At 59.4% G+C, this 18,070-nt stretch carries 15 protein-coding genes; 11 read left to right on the top strand and 4 right to left on the bottom strand.

The features are described from left to right. Positions 1 to 15: 15 nt before the first annotated feature. From HZ993_RS03785 to HZ993_RS03775, 3 genes are read right to left on the bottom strand one after another with little or no spacing between them, the layout of a single operon-like run. A complete protein-coding gene (locus HZ993_RS03785; RefSeq protein WP_209395942.1) occupies positions 16 to 1,890 on the bottom strand; it encodes an MCP four helix bundle domain-containing protein in 1,875 nt (624 codons plus the stop codon). Further along, on the bottom strand, positions 1,887 to 4,625 hold the full coding sequence (locus HZ993_RS03780; protein ID WP_209395941.1) for an MASE3 domain-containing protein: 2,739 nt from the start codon (positions 4,623 to 4,625) through the stop codon (positions 1,887 to 1,889). The genes HZ993_RS03785 and HZ993_RS03780 overlap by 4 nt, the downstream gene beginning before the upstream one ends. A gap of 25 nt (positions 4,626 to 4,650) precedes the next feature. Next, positions 4,651 to 5,217, bottom strand: a complete 567-nt coding sequence (locus HZ993_RS03775) for a response regulator (protein WP_209395940.1) — start codon at positions 5,215 to 5,217, stop codon at positions 4,651 to 4,653. A gap of 220 nt (positions 5,218 to 5,437) precedes the next feature. Between HZ993_RS03775 and HZ993_RS03770 the strand changes: the two genes are divergently transcribed. From HZ993_RS03770 to HZ993_RS03725, 10 genes are all read left to right on the top strand, one after another. Further along, positions 5,438 to 6,628 (top strand): methyl-accepting chemotaxis protein, encoded by a 1,191-nt coding sequence (locus HZ993_RS03770; RefSeq protein WP_209395939.1) that lies wholly within the window; start codon positions 5,438 to 5,440, stop codon positions 6,626 to 6,628. Positions 6,629 to 6,640: 12 nt separating this feature from the next. Continuing rightward, positions 6,641 to 7,009: a response regulator gene (locus HZ993_RS03765; protein ID WP_209395938.1), complete on the top strand. Its 369-nt coding sequence runs from the start codon at positions 6,641 to 6,643 to the stop codon at positions 7,007 to 7,009. A 32-nt stretch (positions 7,010 to 7,041) separates the two neighbouring features. Then, positions 7,042 to 7,332 (top strand): STAS domain-containing protein, encoded by a 291-nt coding sequence (locus tag HZ993_RS03760; RefSeq protein ID WP_209395937.1) that lies wholly within the window; start codon positions 7,042 to 7,044, stop codon positions 7,330 to 7,332. A gap of 10 nt (positions 7,333 to 7,342) precedes the next feature. Continuing rightward, positions 7,343 to 9,550: a chemotaxis protein CheA gene (locus HZ993_RS03755; RefSeq protein ID WP_209395936.1), complete on the top strand. Its 2,208-nt coding sequence runs from the start codon at positions 7,343 to 7,345 to the stop codon at positions 9,548 to 9,550. Between the two features lie 80 nt (positions 9,551 to 9,630). Then, positions 9,631 to 11,337 (top strand): methyl-accepting chemotaxis protein, encoded by a 1,707-nt coding sequence (locus tag HZ993_RS03750; RefSeq protein ID WP_209395935.1) that lies wholly within the window; start codon positions 9,631 to 9,633, stop codon positions 11,335 to 11,337. A 24-nt stretch (positions 11,338 to 11,361) separates the two neighbouring features. Then, complete coding sequence (locus tag HZ993_RS03745) at positions 11,362 to 11,925, top strand: chemotaxis protein CheW (RefSeq protein WP_209395934.1); 564 nt, start codon at positions 11,362 to 11,364, stop codon at positions 11,923 to 11,925. A gap of 30 nt (positions 11,926 to 11,955) precedes the next feature. Next, positions 11,956 to 12,756, top strand: coding sequence for a protein-glutamate O-methyltransferase CheR (locus HZ993_RS03740; protein ID WP_209395933.1), 801 nt, complete (start codon positions 11,956 to 11,958; stop codon positions 12,754 to 12,756). An 8-nt stretch (positions 12,757 to 12,764) separates the two neighbouring features. Further along, a complete protein-coding gene (locus HZ993_RS03735) occupies positions 12,765 to 13,277 on the top strand; it encodes a chemotaxis protein CheD (protein ID WP_209395932.1) in 513 nt (170 codons plus the stop codon). Next, positions 13,274 to 14,356 carry a chemotaxis response regulator protein-glutamate methylesterase gene (locus tag HZ993_RS03730; RefSeq protein WP_209395931.1) on the top strand — a complete coding sequence of 361 codons (1,083 nt, stop codon included), beginning with the start codon at positions 13,274 to 13,276 and terminating at the stop codon, positions 14,354 to 14,356. Before HZ993_RS03735 ends, HZ993_RS03730 begins: the two co-directional genes overlap by 4 nt. Continuing rightward, positions 14,353 to 15,582: an EAL domain-containing protein gene (locus HZ993_RS03725; protein WP_209395930.1), complete on the top strand. Its 1,230-nt coding sequence runs from the start codon at positions 14,353 to 14,355 to the stop codon at positions 15,580 to 15,582. Before HZ993_RS03730 ends, HZ993_RS03725 begins: the two co-directional genes overlap by 4 nt. Before the next feature lie 133 nt (positions 15,583 to 15,715). Here HZ993_RS03725 and HZ993_RS03720 read toward each other — a convergent pair whose 3' ends face one another. Continuing rightward, positions 15,716 to 17,278, bottom strand: coding sequence for a helicase HerA-like domain-containing protein (locus HZ993_RS03720; protein ID WP_209395929.1), 1,563 nt, complete (start codon positions 17,276 to 17,278; stop codon positions 15,716 to 15,718). 61 nt (positions 17,279 to 17,339) lie between these two features. Here HZ993_RS03720 and HZ993_RS03715 point away from each other — a divergent pair, with 61 nt between their 5' ends. Further along, positions 17,340 to 18,059, top strand: coding sequence for a YebC/PmpR family DNA-binding transcriptional regulator (locus HZ993_RS03715; protein WP_209395928.1), 720 nt, complete (start codon positions 17,340 to 17,342; stop codon positions 18,057 to 18,059). The last annotated feature ends 11 nt before the right edge of the window (positions 18,060 to 18,070 follow it).

The raw sequence follows: 18,070 nt of genomic DNA, 5'->3' as shown, positions 1-18,070 counted from the left end.
AGATTGCATGGGATCTTACTGCGACTGGGTGCCTCCCTGCGTCAGTTGCATTACATCGCCGAGCGCCGTTGCCAGCTCGCCGCTGGCCACGGGCTTGACCAGCAGTTTGCTGAAATTCAAAGTGGGTATATGCACCCGCTCAAACCCTTCGGAAAATCCGGTGCAAAAGATGACCGGCATGTTGGGTGTCACGGTACACATATGGGTTGCCAGGTCGGCGCCCGACAGGCCTGGCATGGTCAGGTCTGTGATAAGCAAGTCTACCTGCGGCGCCTCGGCGCGGAATGCCCGTAGCGCAATCTGCGGATCATTGAAGCTGCGTGTGGTGTAGCCCCAATCGGCCAGCAAATCCTCCAGGTAGCCGGTAATTGCGGGCTCGTCATCCACCAGCCAGATCAGCTGTCCCTTCCCGGTGGATGTTGTTGCAACGTCACTTGTTGCCGTGGCCACCAGCTGACGTGCTGAAGGAAGTGGGAACAGCAGCTGAAAACAGCTACCCCTGCCGGGAATGGAGTGGACCAGGATGTGCCCACCGGCGCGCATCATGATGCCCTGCACCATAGACAGGCCCAGCCCAGTGCCTTTGCCAACGTCCTTGGTCGTAAAGAACGGGTCAAACAGGCGGGGCAGGTGTTCTGGCGCTATGCCAGTGCCGGTGTCTGACACATCAACCGCCAAAAACTCACCCGTGAACCGGCGATGGCTGGTCAGGCTGATCTGGTTGGTGACCTGTGCCTTGTGCACCCGTATGTCGATACGGCCCTGCCCCTGGCCTTGTACGGCGTCACGTGCGTTGATGATGAGGTTGACCAGCACCTGGTTCAACTCGCCTGCGTCCATCAGTATCTGGGTATCGTCCTCAATGCGGCTGTGCAGCACGATGCTGGCAGAAATGGAATGGCTCATCATGGACTCCACCTCGCGCACCACGGTGGCCGGGGATATCAGTGTCACGTCTTGACTGGGCTGTGTGCGGGTAAAGGTCAGCATCTTGGCGATCAGGTCGCGGGCCCGCTCGCTGGCGGTGATGACTTCGCGCAGGTACTTGGCCAGTTTGGAGTCCTTGTCGGGCACATGGCGGCTCAGGGCCAGGTTGGAGTAGCCCAATATGGCCGACAAAATATTGTTGAAATCGTGCGCAATGCCACCGGTCAGCTGGCCCAGCGCCTGCACCTTTTGTGACTGCTGGAGCTGGCGCTCCAGATCCCGCTTGGCCAGCAGCGATTGCTCAAACTCCACCCGTGACCGCACCATGCTGCGCACCAGAAATCCCCCGAACAAAAGGGCAAACACCACCCCCAAAACCATGGAAATGATTGAAGCCATGCGCACGTTTTCAAAGCGCGCCATGGCCCGTTGGTATTCATGGCTGGCAACATCCAGTTGTAACTTGCTCAGTGCCTGAAGATGGGTGCGGTAGGTATTGGAGGCGGGAATCATCACCTCCATTTGCAGCCGTCGCACCTCTTTATAGTCCTGCGCCCGCAGCGCCGCCAAGGCAGGGCGCAAGGCATGGGTCTGAAAATCTGCCAGCTCACGCTGAAAATTTTCTGCAAGCACCTTTTCTTCCGGGGTCATGAAGGTCTGCAAATATTGCGAATACAGCCCATTGACCGTAGCCAGGTTGGCCTCAATATCGGGAATGTACTGTTCGGCAAAGGCTGGCGATTTCACATCCAGACCGATGGCCACAATCAGCCAGCTGCGCTGCATCAAACGCTGGATTTCCGACAACTGCCACATGGGCACCGTGCGGTCGGCGTACACCGACTTCAGCGCATCGTTGGACCGGTAGAGCCCGACCAGTCCAAAGGTGCCCACCAGCAATAGCAAAGTAGACAACACAGCGACCAACAGGATCAGGCGGTTGGAGGTGCTCAGCTGCTTCATTTCAGTGCTCCTTGCATGTGGGGCACCAGAATGTCGGCCACCACTTGCAGCAATTGGTCGGCGGCCACAGGTTTGATAAACAGCCTTTGTATGCCATGACTCTCCAGTTCTTTGGCGGCAATACCTTGGCTGAAACCCGTGCAGATGATGACGGGCAGGTCTGCCCGTATGCCATGCAACAACCCCACCAGTTGCAACCCGCTCAAACCTGGCATGGTTTGGTCCGTGATAAGCAGGTTGACGTTGCTGTGATCGGTCTTGAATGCACTCAGTGCGTGCAGCGGGTCCGTGAAGACCCGCACCTTGTAACCCGCGTCAGCCAGCAATTCGCCCACATAACCGCCCACGGCCTTCTCGTCGTCCAATACCCATACCGTCTGGCCGGTACCCGTGCTGTCACCGGATGGGCGCACCGGTGCGCTGTGTTGGGCCGGAGGGCGCGACTCCGCGGCCCACAGCAGCTGAAACTGGCTGCCGTGTCCGAGCGTAGACGCCACCACCACATGGCCACCGCACCTTTGCAGAATGCCCTGCACCATGGATAGGCCAAGCCCCGTGCCCTTGCCCACGTCTTTGGTGGTGAAAAACGGGTTGAACACACTGCTCAGGTTTTCGGCGGAAATGCCACAGCCGTTGTCCGCCACCTGAATCGCCAAATACTCCCCAGACAGGCGTTGGTGGCTAATGGCGCAAAGGGCATCTTTGATCCGCACCTTGCGCACGCGGATATCGATCAGGCCCTGCTCGGTTATGGCGTCCCGCGCATTGATGATCAGGTTGACCAGGACCTGGTTGAGTTCACCTGCGTCCATGCGTATGGCCTGGTCCGACTCCACATTGCAGCGCAGCTGGATGCTGGAAGGGATTGACGGACGCAGCATGGCCACCACTTCCTTCACCACCAGCGATGGCGTAATGGCTTTTAAGGTACCGCTGGGCTGGGTGCGGGTAAAGGTCAACATCTTGGCGATCAGGTCGCGGGCGCGTTCGCTGGCAAGCACGATCTCTTGCAGGTATTTGGCCAGTTTGGATTCCTTGTCTGGCACAAAGCGGCTCAAAGCCAGATTGGAGTAGCCCAATATGGACGCCAATATGTTGTTGAAGTCGTGGGCAATACCACCGGTCAGTTGGCCCAGGGCCTGCATTTTTTGGGCATGTTGCAACTGCCGTTCCAGATCCTGCTTGGTGGCCGCAGAAAGCTCGTATTCGGTCCGGTCACGTACAAACACAAAAAAGTTGTCCGTTGCCAGGTCGTAGTTGACCGATACCTCTACGTAAAGTGCGGAGCCATCCTTCTTGCGGTGCTGGGACTGAAACCGGTCCTGCCCCAGCTGTTTGACCTTCAACATTCGGGCATGGATGTCGTCCTGCTCATCCGCCAACTTCAGGTCGTGAACCCGCATGCCCAGCAACTCCTGGGTCGAATAGCCTGACATCCTGGCGTAGGCGGCGTTCACCTCCAGCAAACTGCCGTGTGTATCGGTCACCCAGTAACCGTCCAGGGCCGTTTCCAAAATGCGCCGGTGCCTGTTTTCAGTGCGCACCTTCTCCGTGATGTCTTCTGACACCGACACATAACCGACCAGCAAGCCCTGTGTGTTGCGCACCGGGGTAACCGTGCGCTCCAGATACAGGTCTTGCCCCAGCGCCGACTCCAGCCGCACGCGGCCACGCCACACTTCACCGGCATCCAGGCGGTTGCGCATCTGGATCGCCACCTCGGGGTCTGGTGTAACCGTGGGGGCAAACAGATTCAGGTCCTCTTCCGAGGCTGCTGGTTTGAGTGTGCGCGAAGCATGGTTGCGCCAGGTCACCTTGCCCGTGGTGTCGGTCACCATGACAGGTGTGGCCGTGGACTCCAGCGCCAGGGACTGCACACGCAGCGCCTCGTTGGCGTCCAGCAACCCCTGGGTCTTGATGGCCAGCCGTTGATACGGCTTGCGGATGCTCAAGATAAAAAGGGCCTGAAAAATCAGACCGTAGGACGCGATTTTGTACAGGTGCCCCAAAAGATTCTGGGTGTCGTTGGCCAGGGCGTAATTGGCGAAAAACAGCTCAGTCAGCGATGCCATGCCCATGGCGCCAAACATCAGTGCCTCGAAGCTGTCCTGGCTGGCCCGCGCGGACCGGTAGTACCGCCAGGCAATCCATGCCAACACAGTGACCAGCGCACTTTCTAATAGGCTCTTCAGCACCGTGGTGCCCGTGCCGGCTTGAAAGAAGGTCGGCAGGCTGGATTCGCCGTACAACGCGGCCGCCGTAACGGCGGCTGCATACAACGCAAACCCGGCCGCCACCCAGCGGCGCCGGCTTCTGGGCAGGGCTGCGGTGGCTGGCAAGTAGCTGGCGGCCAAAAAACCCAGGGTGGCACAGATACGTGCTGCCAGCCAGAAGGTAATGCTTTTTTGCGAGGTATTGGGCGTCACCAGGTCGGGCATACCAACGATGGACAGCAGGTGCAAACAGTCCAGTCCCGCAGCGGTCAGCAAGGCTATACCGATGACAACCACCGCTGCCGAAGACTCACGAGACGGCGTATACCAGGCCGTTGCAAACACCAGACAGGCGATCACGATCGACACAAACTCCAAGATGGAGTGAGCAGGCACGTAAGCGCTTAAAGGGATATGGACGGTGTCCAGCGGCAATAGGCTGGCCGCCGCGGCAATGAATGCGGCACCCAGCAACAAACGGGTTTGGCGGCCCAGCGTTTGCGCTGCGTTGTCGGCTCCCATGGTGATGGCGCGCGGCGTGGCGCAGTCAGTCCCGAATGCCCAGGGTCAGCAGCAGTTGGGCCGTGTCCAGCGGTTTGGCAAAACAACGCTCGGCCCCAGCGGCCAGGAGTTCCTCTTCGTTTTCTGGCGTCAGGTAACCGCTCATGGCCAGGATGCGGATGCGGCTGTTGCCCGGAATGTCTTTGATGCGGCGGCATACCTCTACGCCGCTGATACCCGGCATCATCAAATCCAGCAAGACCACATCCGGCCCAAAGGTGTGCACCTTATGTCCGGCTTCAAACCCATCGTTTGCGGTTTCCAGCACGGTTTGCCCATCCCGGTCACCCAGCAGTTCGCACAGAAACCCTACCAGGGCGTGGTCGTCGTCCACTATCAATATACGTATAGGGCCCTTGTTGCCTGTTGGATTCCAGGTGCGGGCAAAACGCTCGACCACATCGCGGTGGTATCGGCGGTGTCCACCAGGGGTCACCTCGGCCTCCAGCAGCCCGCGCTGGGACCAGCCCCGCACCGTGATGGGGGAAACCATCATCCGCTTGGCCACCTCAGCGGGGGTCAAGTAGGGTTTGTCATCCTGTGTCTCGTCCATGGGAATAAATCTATTTGGTCGGTTTAATCGATTATGTGCTTGCAGCATACGCTTGTCGATAGCCTGTCAACAATGTTACGAAATATTCTGCAAAAGCGATATAAACGATTGACACGATCATTTTAAACCGATAAATTCGATCTAATCGTTTTGAAAAGTAACAAAACCGATCCAATCCAAAGAAAGGGATGTGCCCATGTCCGATGCAAGAGCCTTACACATGACAGCTGGTCCTGCTGGTGCTGTTGTGGGCGCAGCCGGCCAGGGCCGCCTGGCAGGTTTTGCCCCGCTGGCTTTGGCAGTCGTGGCGGCAGGTGCCTTGTTGGGCGTTGCGTATACCGACTGGTTGGCCTACGCCATTGCGGTGACTTTGGTGGTTGCGGGAGGGGTGATCAGCCTGCAGAGCCGCAAAAAACAGCTCGCCATGCAACAGGCCATTGCCGAACACTTACAGGGCCTGCACCAATTGGGTGCGGATCTGTTGCCGGTCTGGACGGGCCACATCGAGTCGTCCCGCAGCCAGATGGAATCCGCTATATCCGAGCTGGCCCTGCGGTTCTCGGGCATTGTGGACCAGCTCAACCAGACGGCCCGCCAGTCCGATGTGGCGGCAGAGTCCATGGCGAGTGGTGATAAGGGACTGGTTGCAGTGTTTTCCGCCAGTGAGCGTAATTTGGGCGGGGTCGTGGAGTCGCTCAAAACGGCCATGGGCAGCAACCAGGCTATGTTGGGCAAGGTCAAGGCCTTGGAGCAGTTCATTGTGGAGTTGCAAGATATGGCGGCCGACGTGGCCCGCATCGCGGCCCAAACCAATTTGCTGGCACTGAATGCCGCCATCGAGGCCGCGCGAGCCGGTGAGCAGGGCCGCAGCTTTGCAGTGGTGGCGCATGAGGTGCGCAACCTGTCCAACCTGTCGGCAGAAACCGGCCGCCGCATCGCAGGCAAGGTGGGCGTGATCAGCGAGACCATCCGCGAAGCCTGTGGCGCCGCCGAGCAGTCGCTGGTGCAGGAAGAGCAATCGGTCAACACGTCCAAGGAGGCCATTGAGACTGTGCTGGCCCAGTTCCGCCAGGCTACCGATGCCTTGCTTGAATCCAGCAACCACCTCAAGAGTGGACGCGACTACCTGCAGGGCGAAGTGAGCGAGGCACTGGTGCACCTGCAATTCCAGGACCGTATCAGCCAGATCCTGACCCACGTCAAACACAACATGGACCGCTTGCCTGAGTTGTTGAACCAAGCGCACAACGACTACCACCAGGGTCAGGCCTTGCAGCCGTTGGACGCGGCCGGCCTGCTGGCCGAGCTGGAAAGCACCTATGTGATGGCGGACGAACGTGCCGTGCACAAGGGGTCGTCGCCCAAGGCTGCTGTTGCTGCTGCACCAGTTGATGAAATCACATTTTTTTAGGGGATAGACAACATGGCCAAGACCATCATGGTGGTAGACGATTCCGCCTCGCTGCGACAAGTTGTAGGCATTGCACTCAAGGGTGCGGGTTACGACGTGATCGAGGGCTGCGACGGGCGTGACGCACTCGCAAAGCTAACCGGGCAAAAGGTGCACTTGGTCATCAGCGACGTCAACATGCCCAATATGGATGGCATCACCTTTGTCAAGGCACTCAAGCAGTTGCCCGCCTACCGGTTCACGCCCGTGATCATGCTGACCACCGAGTCGCAAGAGTCCAAAAAGGCCGAGGGTCAGGCCGCCGGTGCCAAGGCCTGGGTGGTCAAACCCTTCCGCCCCGAGGTCATGCTCAACGCAGTTCAGAAACTGGTTTTGCCTTAACGGCGTAGCCCTATACAGCAAAGGCCAGCACCATGATCCCTATTACAGGCGAAATGACCATCTACCGGGCTGCCGAGCTTAAGGAGCAGTTGCTGTTAGCACTTGCACAAGAGCCCGGTACCCTGGTGATTGACCTATCCAGCGTTACCGAAATGGACGTAGCCGGTCTGCAGGTCCTCATCATGGCCAAACAGGCCGCCAAAGCCCAGAACCGCGAATTGCGGCTGGTTGCCCATAGCCCCGCAGTGCTTGAGGTGTTTGAGATCCTCAACGTCGCCGCATTCTTTGGCGACCAGCTGGTCATGGCCGAAGGCACCACCTGAGGGACACAGCATGAATCTAGACGCCGCCCTGCAAACCTTCATCGCCGAGTGCCGCGAGCTCCTGGAGGAAATGGAGAACGCGCTACTCTCCATAGAGCAAAACCCCGACCGCGACGAAGCTGTCAACGCCATTTTCCGCGCCGCCCATACCATCAAGGGCTCGGCTGGACTTTTTGGTCTGGACCATATCGTTGCCTTTACCCATGTGGCCGAGAGTGTGCTGGATGGCGTGCGCGATGGCCAGGTCCAGATCGACGACAGCCTGGTTGTGCTGCTGCTGTCCTGCTGCGATCACCTGACCACCATGGTGCAGATGGTCGACGCCGGCCAGACCGGAAACAGCGAAGCGCTGGAGCGTGTGTCGGTTCCCTTGCTCACGCAGTTGCGCCAGTACCTCAAGCCGTCCAGCACCGAGGTGGCTGCACCGGCACCGGAGCCAGAGGCCCAGCTGGAACGCATATCACGTGACGACGCGGCGGGTGACGCCCGCAACAACTGGCACATTTCGCTGCGCTTTGGGCCTGATGTATTGCGCAATGGCATGGACCCCCTGTCCTTTATCCGCTACCTGGGCCAGTTGGGTCGCGTTGTGGGCATTGCCACGCTGCACGATGCCATGCCCCCGGCAACCGCGATGGACCCCGAGACCTGCTACCTGGGATTCGAGATTGCTTTTGCCAGCAATGCCACCAAAGACGCCATCGAGGGTGTGTTCGAGTTTGTGCGTGACGACTGCAGCATTCGCATCATCCCGCCGCACAGCCGCCTGGTGGAATATGCCGACCTGATCCAGCAATTGCCCGAACTCAATGTACGCCTGGGCGATATTTTGGTTCTGTGTGGCAGCATTACCCGGCGCGAGTTGGCCGAAGCCCTGGCCATCCAGCAAAACGCACAGGCCGACGCACTGACCTGCGGTCAAAGCGACGCGGATCTGCCTAAGCTGGGTGACATCCTGGTGGAGCAAAACGCGGTGGAGCCTTCCTTGGTGGAGGCGGCCCTGGCCAAGCAAAAGCAGATAACTGACAAACAGAAGACGGGTGACAGCAAGTCCAGCGAGAACCGCTCCATCCGTATCGACGCCGACAAGCTGGACCAGCTGATCAACCTGGTGGGTGAACTCATCATCGAAGGCGCCACCTCCAACCTGCTGGCCCGCCGGTCGCAGATGCCGGAGTTACAGGAAAGTACCTCGCGCCTGTCCGGCCTGGTGCAGGAGGTGCGTGACAGCGCACTGCAACTGCGCATGGTCAAGATCGGCGCCACCTTCACCCGCTTCCAACGTGTGGTTTACGACGTGTCGCGCGAGATTGGCAAGGATATTGGCCTGCAGATCAGCGGTGAAGAGACCGAGCTGGACAAGACCGTGGTGGAGAAGATCGGCGACCCCCTGATGCACCTGGTGCGCAATGCCATGGACCATGGCATCGAGCCAGCCGACCTACGCCAGCAACGGGGCAAATCGGTCAAGGGCAGCATACGCCTCAACGCATTCCACGACTCCGGCAGCATTGTCATCGAAGTGTCGGACGACGGTGGTGGTCTCAAGAAAGACCGCATCCTGGCCAAGGCACTGGAGCGGGGACTGATCGATGCCGACCAACGCCTCTCCGACAAGGAAATCTTTGACCTGATTTTTGAGCCTGGCTTTTCGACGGCGGACCAGATCACCAACCTGTCGGGCCGTGGTGTGGGCATGGATGTGGTCAAACGCAACATCACCTCGCTGCGGGGCACCATCAGCCTGCACAGCGAAGAAGGTGTGGGCACCACCGTCAGCGTGCGCCTGCCACTGACGCTGGCCATCATCGACGGATTCTTGGTCGGCGTGGGCAAGGCCGTGTTTGTGGTGCCGCTGGACATGATTGACGAGTGTGTGGAGTTCTCAGCCGAGGGCGGCCATGACTACTGCAACCTGCGCGGCCAGGTGCTGCCGCTGGTGCGGCTGCGCCAGTTCTTCAGCATCGAGGCGCCCGCGCCGCGGCGCGAGAGCGTGGTGGTGCTCAAACATGCGGGACAAAAGTTTGGCATGGTTGTGGACAACCTGCTGGGCGAATTCCAGACCGTCATCAAGCCCCTTAGCCGGGTGTTCCAGCAGGTCAAGTGCATCAGCGGCTCCACCATCTTGGGCAGCGGTGAGGTGGCCCTCATTCTGGATGTTCCTTCGGTCTTCAAGGATATGGACAACCGATCGGTGGAGCAACGCATGTTGACGTAGTCCACCAAATTTTCGAGTTATTTAGTGCATTCATTCACGTATTCAGGGAAATTTTTCCCCATTTAACCGGAGGGAGTTGTATGTTCTCCAATATTTCGCTCAAAGCAAAAATCATCACCCTGCTTGCGGTGGCCATCGCGGCCCTGTTGGCGGTCATGCTCATCGCATTCTCGGGATTGAAATCGGACGCCGAACAGCTTGCGGAAGTTGGCAAGAACCGCATGCCCTCGGTCTTGGCGCTGCAGATTGTGAATGAGGCGCAGTCTGCCATCCGGTCGTCGTCCCGTGGTATTGACAGCAAGGCAGCCCGTCTGGAGGAATACAAAGATATTGAGATGTTTCTCAAAGAAAAGACAGACGCCTGGAAACGTGTCGACGATGGATTCAAGCTCTATGAGCCATTGCCACAGACGCCTGAAGAAGCGGATGTATGGAAACAGTTCGTCAAGGAGTGGGATGCTTGGAAAAAGAGTGATGACAAGCTGACCGATCTCGCCAAAGATGTGATGAAGGCAGACACTGACGCACGTCGCAAGGAGATGTTTAGCCAACACCACACGGCGTTGGTCGATAGCCGCACGCTGTTCGCCCCGGCCGAAGCCAGTCTGGACAAACTGGTTCAGATGAACGTGAAATACGGTGATGAAGCGGTGAAGAGTGCTGAAGAGTCGGCTGCCCGCTCTCTTAAGTTGATGTACACGGTTTCCGGTGTCTCGTTTGTTGCCCTTGTGTTGCTTGGTGTCTTTATTCTGAGCGCCATCATGAAACAACTGGGCGGCGACCCCGCCTATGCTGCCGACATCGTGGAGCAAGTGGCCGCCGGTGATCTCACTGTGCGGATCGACCTCAAACCCAACGACAACACCAGCCTGTTGGCCAGCATGAAAGCCATGGTGGACAAACTATCGCAGGTGGTGGCCGAGGTGTCCTCCGGTGCAGCCGGCCTCACGGGCGCGGCCGAACAGATCAGTGCCACAGCGCAATCCCTGTCGCAGGCCAGCACCGAGCAGGCAGCCGGTGTGGAAGAAACCAGTGCATCGGTCGAGCAAATGACTGCTTCCATTGCCCAGAACACCGAGAACGCCAAGGTGACTGACGCCATGGCCAGCAAGGCCGCCAGCGAGGCGACTGAAGGTGGTGAAGCGGTGAAATCCACCGTGGCGGCCATGAAACAAATCGCCAAGAAGATTGTCATCATCGACGACATCGCCTACCAGACGAATCTGCTGGCGCTGAATGCCGCCATTGAAGCGGCCCGTGCCGGCGAACATGGCAAGGGTTTTGCCGTGGTCGCCGCCGAAGTGCGCAAGCTGGCAGAACGCAGCCAGGTGGCCGCCCAAGAGATTGGTGAAGTGGCCGACAGCAGTGTGCAACTGGCCGAGCGTGCGGGCTCCTTGCTGGACGAGATGGTGCCCAATATCAAGAAGACATCGGACCTGGTGCAAGAGATCACGGCTGCATCGGAAGAGCAGTCGGCCGGTGTGTCGCAGATCAATGCTGCCGTTGGCCAGCTGAGCCAGACTACGCAGCAAAACGCTGCCGGTTCTGAAGAGTTGGCTGCCACCGCTGAAGAAATGACCAGCCAGGCTGAATCGCTGCAGTCCACTATTTCCTTCTTCCGTGTCACCCAAGGCAACCAGGGCAACACGGTGGGTGTGCGCAAACCATCCACAACGGCTACCCGCAGCACAGCGTCGCGCAAGGACGGAAAAGCAGCCAAACCCAGCCAGGTGCGCTCCGGTTTTACGGACGCGGAGCCTGACGAAGCCCACTTCGTCAAGTACTGAGACCTTGTCCCCAGGAATGATCCTATGACTTCACTCGTACAGACTGGCGGCAGAAGTCTGGTGGCGGCTGCGGCCACCACTAGCTTGCCGCAGGAGCCCACCCAGTACCTGACCTTTATGCTGGGTGGTGAGATCTACGCCATCGGCATTTTGTCCATCAAGGAAATCATCGAGTACGGCGGCCTGACCACCGTGCCGATGATGCCTGGCGCCATACGCGGCGTGATCAACCTGCGTGGCGCCGTGGTGCCCGTCATGGACCTTGCCACCCGTTTTGGACAACCCTCCAGCGAGATCACCAAGCGCACCTGCATTGTGATTGTGGAGCTTGAGCACGACGGCGAACAACATGTTATTGGTGTAGTGGTGGATTCCGTCAACGCCGTGCAGGAAATTGCACCCGGGGACGTAGAGCCTGCGCCCAGCTTTGGCATGAAGATAGCCCCGGACCTGATTGCTGGCATGGGCAAGGTCAACGGAAAGTTTGTGATTCTGCTCAATATCCAGCAGGTGTTGTCGATCAGCCAGTTGACCAACCTGCAGGGAATATTGGCGCCGGAGTCTGCTGCCGATCAGGGCACCCATTGACCCTACAAACGCCCGGTGCGGCGAATTGCCATGATTGACATCAAAGACCACGAATTCGCCAAATACCAGAGCTTTATTTTTGACGAGGCGGGCATCACGCTTGCCTCCACGAAGAAAGCACTGGTTACCGGGCGCCTGTCCAAGCGCCTGCAACACCATGGCCTGAGCACCTATACCGAGTATCTGTCCCTGTTGAGCAGCAAGCGCGATCCGGCCGAGGTGCAGATCGCCATCGATTTGCTGACCACCAACGAAACCTACTTCTTCCGCGAACCCAAACACTTTGACCTGCTGCGCAAGTTGGTCATGGAAGCAGCGGCCGCCAACCGGCCCCTGCGTGTCTGGAGTGCCGCCTGCTCCAGTGGAGAAGAGGTCTACAGCATTGCCATGGTGCTGGCCGATTGCATGGAGAACCGGCCCTGGGAACTGTTTGGTTCCGACATCAGTGCGCGGGTCTTGCGCCACGCCAGTTTTGGCCATTACCCGGAGGGACGCACCACCCACATACCGCCCGACTACCTGAAGCGCTTTTGCCTCAAGGGCACAGGCCCGCAGGCGGGTACGCTGCTGATTCAACGCAGTCTGCGCGACCGGGTGCGGTTCATGCAGGTGAACCTGGACAGGCCCTTGCCCAACCTGGGGCAGTTTGACCTGATCTTTGTGCGCAATGTGATGATCTATTTCAGCAGCGAGACTAAGCAAGGTGTGGCGCAGCGCCTGGCGCAGCATCTGAAGCCGGGGGGGCACCTTCTGGTGGGCCATTCCGAGACGCTGAACGATACCAGGACCGACCTGCGCCCGGTGGCGCCGTCCATCTATACCAAGCCGTAGGCCCCACCATGCCAAACCGTGTTGCCAACGTATTCCTGATGCCCGGGGATTACCACGTGGGTGACGCACGCTGCCGCATCAGCACTTTGCTGGGTTCCTGCGTATCCATAACCTTGTGGCACCCCCAAGCGTTGGTGGGCGCCATGTCGCACTTTGTACTGAGCGGTACCAGCTCGGATGGGGTGCGCAACGCCCGTTACAGCGACGATGCCTTGCAGCTCATGCTGTGCAAGCTGCGTGCGAAAGGCGTGGACCCTACAGAGTGTCTAGCCAAGGTCTTTGGTGGTGGCGCCATGTTTGACCGTACCAAAAGTCCTGGTCTGCCGGATGTTGGCCGGCGCAATGGCGAAGCTGCCCGCAATCTGCTGTTGGCGCACAACATTCCCATCATCTCGGAGAGCCTGTTTGGCGACGGTTACCGCAAGATTATGTTCAATGTCAGCACAGGCGATATCTGGGTGAACTATGTAGAACGAGCCCCGCAGACCGCTGCGCTGGGCATCAAGGAGACTACGGCATGAGCATCAAGGTGTTGATCGTGGACGACTCGGCCGTGGTGCGCCAGGTGTTGTCGGGCTTGTTGCGGCAGGACAAGGACATGGAGGTGCTGGTACCAGCCTCTGACCCCATCCTGGCCATGGAGCGCATGAAGACCACCTGGCCCGATGTGATCGTGCTCGATGTGGAAATGCCGCGCATGGACGGCATCACCTTCTTGCGCAAGATCATGGCCGAGCGGCCCACACCGGTGGTGATCTGCTCCACTCTGACAGAAAAGGGTGCCCGCACCTCGGTAGAGGCCTTGTCGGCCGGTGCGGTGACCACCATCACCAAGCCCAAGCTGGATTTGAAGGCCTTTCTGCAGTCCAGTGCCGCGGAGCTGATCGCCGCCGTCAAATCCGCCGCCGGGGCGAATGTGAACCGCCTCGCCGCACGCAGCCAGGCCGCGGCCCTGGTGCCCAAGGCAAAAAATACGGCGGATGTGATTCTGTCGCCCGCCGATACCCGCGCCATGAGCCAGACCACGGAGCAGGTGGTGGCCATAGGCACATCGACTGGTGGCACCCAGGCGTTGGAAGAGGTGTTGACAGCCTTGCCACGGGTATCGCCCGGCATTGTCATCGTGCAGCACATGCCCGAAAAGTTCACGGCCGCCTTTGCCAGCCGCTTGCACAGCCTGTGCCAGATTGATGTGAAAGAGGCCGCCCACAATGACCGCGTGGTACAGGGCAGGGCACTGATTGCACCCGGTGGCAAACACATGCTGCTGCGCCGTGCAGGTGCCCAGTATTTTGTGGAAGTGATTGACGGGCCGGTGGTCAACCGGCATCGCCCCTCGGTGGATGTGCTGTTCCGCTCGGTGGCCAAATGTGCCGGTGCCAACGCACTGGGCATCATCATGACCGGCATGGGTGATGACGGTGCGGCCGGATTGCTGGAAATGCACCAGGCCGGTGCCCGCACTGTGGCGCAAGACGAGGCCAGCTGTGTGGTCTATGGCATGCCCAAAGAGGCCGTCAAACGGGGCGCTGTGGACAAGCTGGTTCCACTGAACATGATTGACCGCGAGATCCTTCAGCAATTGCAAAGATCTTTATGAACGATGTGAACCACCTGGTCGCCATGGTTGTGGAGGACAGTGTTGTCCAACGCAACCATTTGGTCAGCCTGCTACAGGACCTGTGCTTTGGCACGGTACTGGAGGCCTGTGACGGCACGGATGCGCTGCGTCTGCTAGGCACGTTGACGACCGAAAAAATATTCCTGCTCATCACCGACATCGATATGCCTGGCATGGATGGCTTCGAGTTGATCACCCACCTGGCCGAGAGCCGCCGGGTGGAAAACCTGATCGTCACCAGCGCGCGGGACCCCCGCCTGCTGGAAACGGTGGAAAGCCTGGGCGCCGACAACGCCCGCATGAACTTGCTGGGCACGCTGCCCAAGCCCATCACCGGGCCGGCGCTGGCCCGCTTGTTGGAAGCGGCAAGGCACCGCCAGGCAGACGCGGTCAAAGCTGCGCCCGCCGCCATGCAGGAATTGGCAGAGATTGAACTGGCACTGGACAGTGGGCAGTTTGTGCCCTTTTTTCAGCCCAAGATTGCAATGGCGACGGGTTTGCTCAAAGGGGTGGAGGCGCTGGCGCGCTGGCGCCACCCGCAACGCGGACTGCTCGGACCGGCGGCCTTCATTGGCACCATAGAAGGTACGCCGTTGATGGCCCATTTCACGCTGGTCATGGTGGAGCTGTCCTTGAAGGTGTTTGTGGAGTGGCAGAAGTCCATGCCATCGCTGACCTTGTCACTCAACTTGTCAGCCGACGATTTGTCCGACCAGGGATTTGTGGACCGACTGATGGGCCTGGTAAAGGTTTACGAAGTGGAGCCTTCTGCCCTGATCTGGGAGGTCACCGAAACCATGGTCATGAATCCACAGGCCCTGGCCAATCTTGCACGGCTGGGGCTCAAGGGTTTTGGCCTGTCCATGGATGACTTTGGCATTGGGTATTCGTCCATGCAGACCCTGTCGCGCAGCCCGTTCACAGAGTTGAAGATTGACCGGATATTTGTCAATGGCGCCAGTGAACGCTCCAACCGCCGCGCCATTCTGAGCAGTTCCCTGGAGATGGGCCGCAGCCTGGGCGTGAGCACGGTGGCCGAAGGCGTGGAGACAGTCGAAGACTGGAACTTGGTGCGCAGCCTGGGCTGTGACATTGCCCAGGGGTACCTGATCGCCAAACCCATGCCGGGTGAAGAGTTGATGTCGTGGACCCGGACCAACCGGGCGCGCCTGCGTGGTCTGGCGCAGGCAGTGGGTGTCTCTTGAACCCCCTAATTGCCGACGCAAAGCGCTTCAATGAAAAAAATGATAGCACTATCGCTATATTCCACGGGGGCTAAATGCGTATTTCTTACTTGGTGGCCCGGCTGTGGGCATGTGGGGCGAATGGTTGCAGGCATTAGCGCCTGGACCCACCAAAAATCCCACCCAGCACCCCCCGAATAATCTGCCGCCCCACCTCGCGCCCAATGGAGCTGGCAGCGCTGCGGGCCAATTGTTCACCCACGCTGGTGCGGGTGCGGCGGGTGCCACCGCCCAGCATGTCGCCGATGGAGTCCAGGATGCCCTTTTCAGGTGCTGCGGGCGCTGCGGGCGCGCCTGCTGGCGCGCCGGTGGTGGGTGAGGGCACGCCGTTGGGCGCAGGTGGCACCGTACCGGCAGGCTGCCTTGCCTGGGTGCGCCCCTTGATCGCCTCAAACGCGGAATCCCTGTCCACGGCCTTCTCATACACCCCGGCCACCAGCGATTCAGCCAGCAGGGTCTTGCGCTGCTCTGGCGTGATGGGCCCAATCTGGCTGCACGGGGGCAGCACGTAGACACGCTCGGTAATCGAGGGGCGACCCTTGTCGTCCAGAAAACTCACCAATGCCTCGCCCACGGCCAGCTCCGTAATCGCCGTGCCAATATCCAGCCCCGGCTTGGCGCGCATGGTGTCGGCGGCGGATTTGACGGCCTTCTGGTCACGCGGTGTGAAGGCGCGCAGCGCGTGTTGCACGCGGTTGCCCAGCTGGGCCAACACGGTGTCGGGGATGTCCAGCGGGTTTTGCGTCACAAAATACACGCCCACGCCCTTGCTGCGCACCAGGCGCACCACCAGTTCGATGCGCTCCAGCAGCACCTTGGGCGCGTCGTTGAACAACAAATGCGCCTCGTCGAAGAAGAACACCATCTTGGGTTTGTCCAAGTCACCCACCTCGGGCAGGGTCTCGAACAGTTCACTCAGCATCCACAACAAAAAGGTGGCGTAAAGCCGGGGCGCGTTCATCAGCTTGTCGGCAGCCAGGATATTGACCATGCCTTGACCCTTGGCATCGGTCTGCATGAAGTCGGCAATATTGAGCATAGGCTCGCCAAAGAACTTCTCGCCGCCCTGGCTCTCGATCTGCATCAGCCCACGCTGGATGGCGCCGATGCTGGCGGCGCTGATGTTGCCGTATTCGGTGGTGTACTCCTTGGCGTTGTCGCCCACGTCCTGGCACATGGCGCGCAGGTCTTTCATGTCCAGCAGCAGCAAACCGTCGTCATCGGCGATCTTGAACACCAGCTGCAGCACACCGGCCTGGGTCTCGTTCAGGTTCAGCATGCGGGCCAAGAGCAGCGGTCCCAGGTCGCTGACGGTGGCGCGCACCGGGTGCCCCTGTTCACCAAACACATCCCACAGTGTGGTGGGGAAGGCCTGGTAGGCCGGTGTTGGCAGTTTGCGCTCTTCGATGATCTTGGACAGCTTGGGGCTGGGGCTGCCAGTCTGCGAGATGCCGGTCAGGTCGCCCTTGATATCGGCCATGAACACCGGCACCCCCATGCGTGAAAAGCCCTCGGCCATGGTCTGCAGCGTGATGGTTTTGCCGGTGCCGGTGGCGCCGGTGATCAGCCCGTGGCGGTTGGCTTTGTTCGGTAGCAGACAGCATTGGGTTTCTCCATGCTGTGCAATCAGGATGCTGGTGTCGTCTGGAGCGGCCATGGGTGGAATCTCAAAAAGTACAATTGAGCCTGTAGCGTAACGATTTTTCTAAGGATTTCACGTGGCAGGACACAGCAAATGGGCCAATATTCAGCACCGCAAGGGGCGCCAGGATGAGAAGCGACAGCGCGTCTGGACCCGTGTGATGCGTGAAATCATGGTCGCAGCCCGCATGGGCGGGGGCGATCTGGGCAGCAACCCACGCCTGCGCCTGGCTGTGGAAAAGGGCAAGGCGGCCAATATGCCCGCCGAAAACGTGAAATACGGCATTGCCAAGGCCACCGGCACATTGGAAGGCATCGTCTACGAAGAAATCCGTTACGAGGGTTATGGTATCGGTGGCGCGGCCATCATCGTAGACACCATGACCGACAACAAGGTACGCACCGTGGCTGAAGTGCGCCACGCCTTCAGCAAACACGGCGGCAATATGGGCACCGAGGGTTCGGTGGTGTTCCAGTTCAAACACTGCGGCCAGCTGATTTTTGCGCCCGGCACCAGCGAAGACAAGATCATGGAAGTGGCGCTGGAGGCCGGTGCTGAAGACGTCATCACCGATGACGATGGCGCCATCGAAGTGCTGACCGCCTTTGCCGACTACGAAGCCGTCAAACAGGCGCTGGAAGCCGCAGGCTTGGTGGCCGAGATTTCAGGCGTCACCATGCGGGCCGAAAACACGATTGAGCTGAGCGGCGATGACGCCGTGCGTATGCAAAAACTGCTGGACGTGCTGGAAGACCTGGACGACACGCAAGAAATTTTCCACAACGCCGCTTTATGAAAAACAACAAC

Source organism: Rhodoferax sp. AJA081-3 (genome assembly GCF_017798165.1).
Lineage (GTDB): Bacteria > Pseudomonadota > Gammaproteobacteria > Burkholderiales > Burkholderiaceae_C > Allorhodoferax.
Note: the sequence above shows the minus strand (reverse complement) of the source record. Positions and strands in the feature narration are given on the sequence as shown.

Bases quoted from the DNA above. Each gene is read 5' to 3' on its own strand.
- HZ993_RS03785 (WP_209395942.1), bottom strand. From the start codon at position 1,890: ATGAAGCAGCTGAGCACCTCCAACCGCCTGATCCTGTTGGTCGCTGTG.
- HZ993_RS03780 (WP_209395941.1), bottom strand. From the start codon at position 4,625: ATGGGAGCCGACAACGCAGCGCAAACGCTGGGCCGCCAAACCCGTTTG.
- HZ993_RS03775 (WP_209395940.1), bottom strand. From the start codon at position 5,217: ATGGACGAGACACAGGATGACAAACCCTACTTGACCCCCGCTGAGGTG.
- HZ993_RS03770 (WP_209395939.1), top strand. From the start codon at position 5,438: ATGACAGCTGGTCCTGCTGGTGCTGTTGTGGGCGCAGCCGGCCAGGGC.
- HZ993_RS03765 (WP_209395938.1), top strand. From the start codon at position 6,641: ATGGCCAAGACCATCATGGTGGTAGACGATTCCGCCTCGCTGCGACAA.
- HZ993_RS03760 (WP_209395937.1), top strand. From the start codon at position 7,042: ATGATCCCTATTACAGGCGAAATGACCATCTACCGGGCTGCCGAGCTT.
- HZ993_RS03755 (WP_209395936.1), top strand. From the start codon at position 7,343: ATGAATCTAGACGCCGCCCTGCAAACCTTCATCGCCGAGTGCCGCGAG.
- HZ993_RS03750 (WP_209395935.1), top strand. From the start codon at position 9,631: ATGTTCTCCAATATTTCGCTCAAAGCAAAAATCATCACCCTGCTTGCG.
- HZ993_RS03745 (WP_209395934.1), top strand. From the start codon at position 11,362: ATGACTTCACTCGTACAGACTGGCGGCAGAAGTCTGGTGGCGGCTGCG.
- HZ993_RS03740 (WP_209395933.1), top strand. From the start codon at position 11,956: ATGATTGACATCAAAGACCACGAATTCGCCAAATACCAGAGCTTTATT.
- HZ993_RS03735 (WP_209395932.1), top strand. From the start codon at position 12,765: ATGCCAAACCGTGTTGCCAACGTATTCCTGATGCCCGGGGATTACCAC.
- HZ993_RS03730 (WP_209395931.1), top strand. From the start codon at position 13,274: ATGAGCATCAAGGTGTTGATCGTGGACGACTCGGCCGTGGTGCGCCAG.
- HZ993_RS03725 (WP_209395930.1), top strand. From the start codon at position 14,353: ATGAACGATGTGAACCACCTGGTCGCCATGGTTGTGGAGGACAGTGTT.
- HZ993_RS03720 (WP_209395929.1), bottom strand. From the start codon at position 17,278: ATGGCCGCTCCAGACGACACCAGCATCCTGATTGCACAGCATGGAGAA.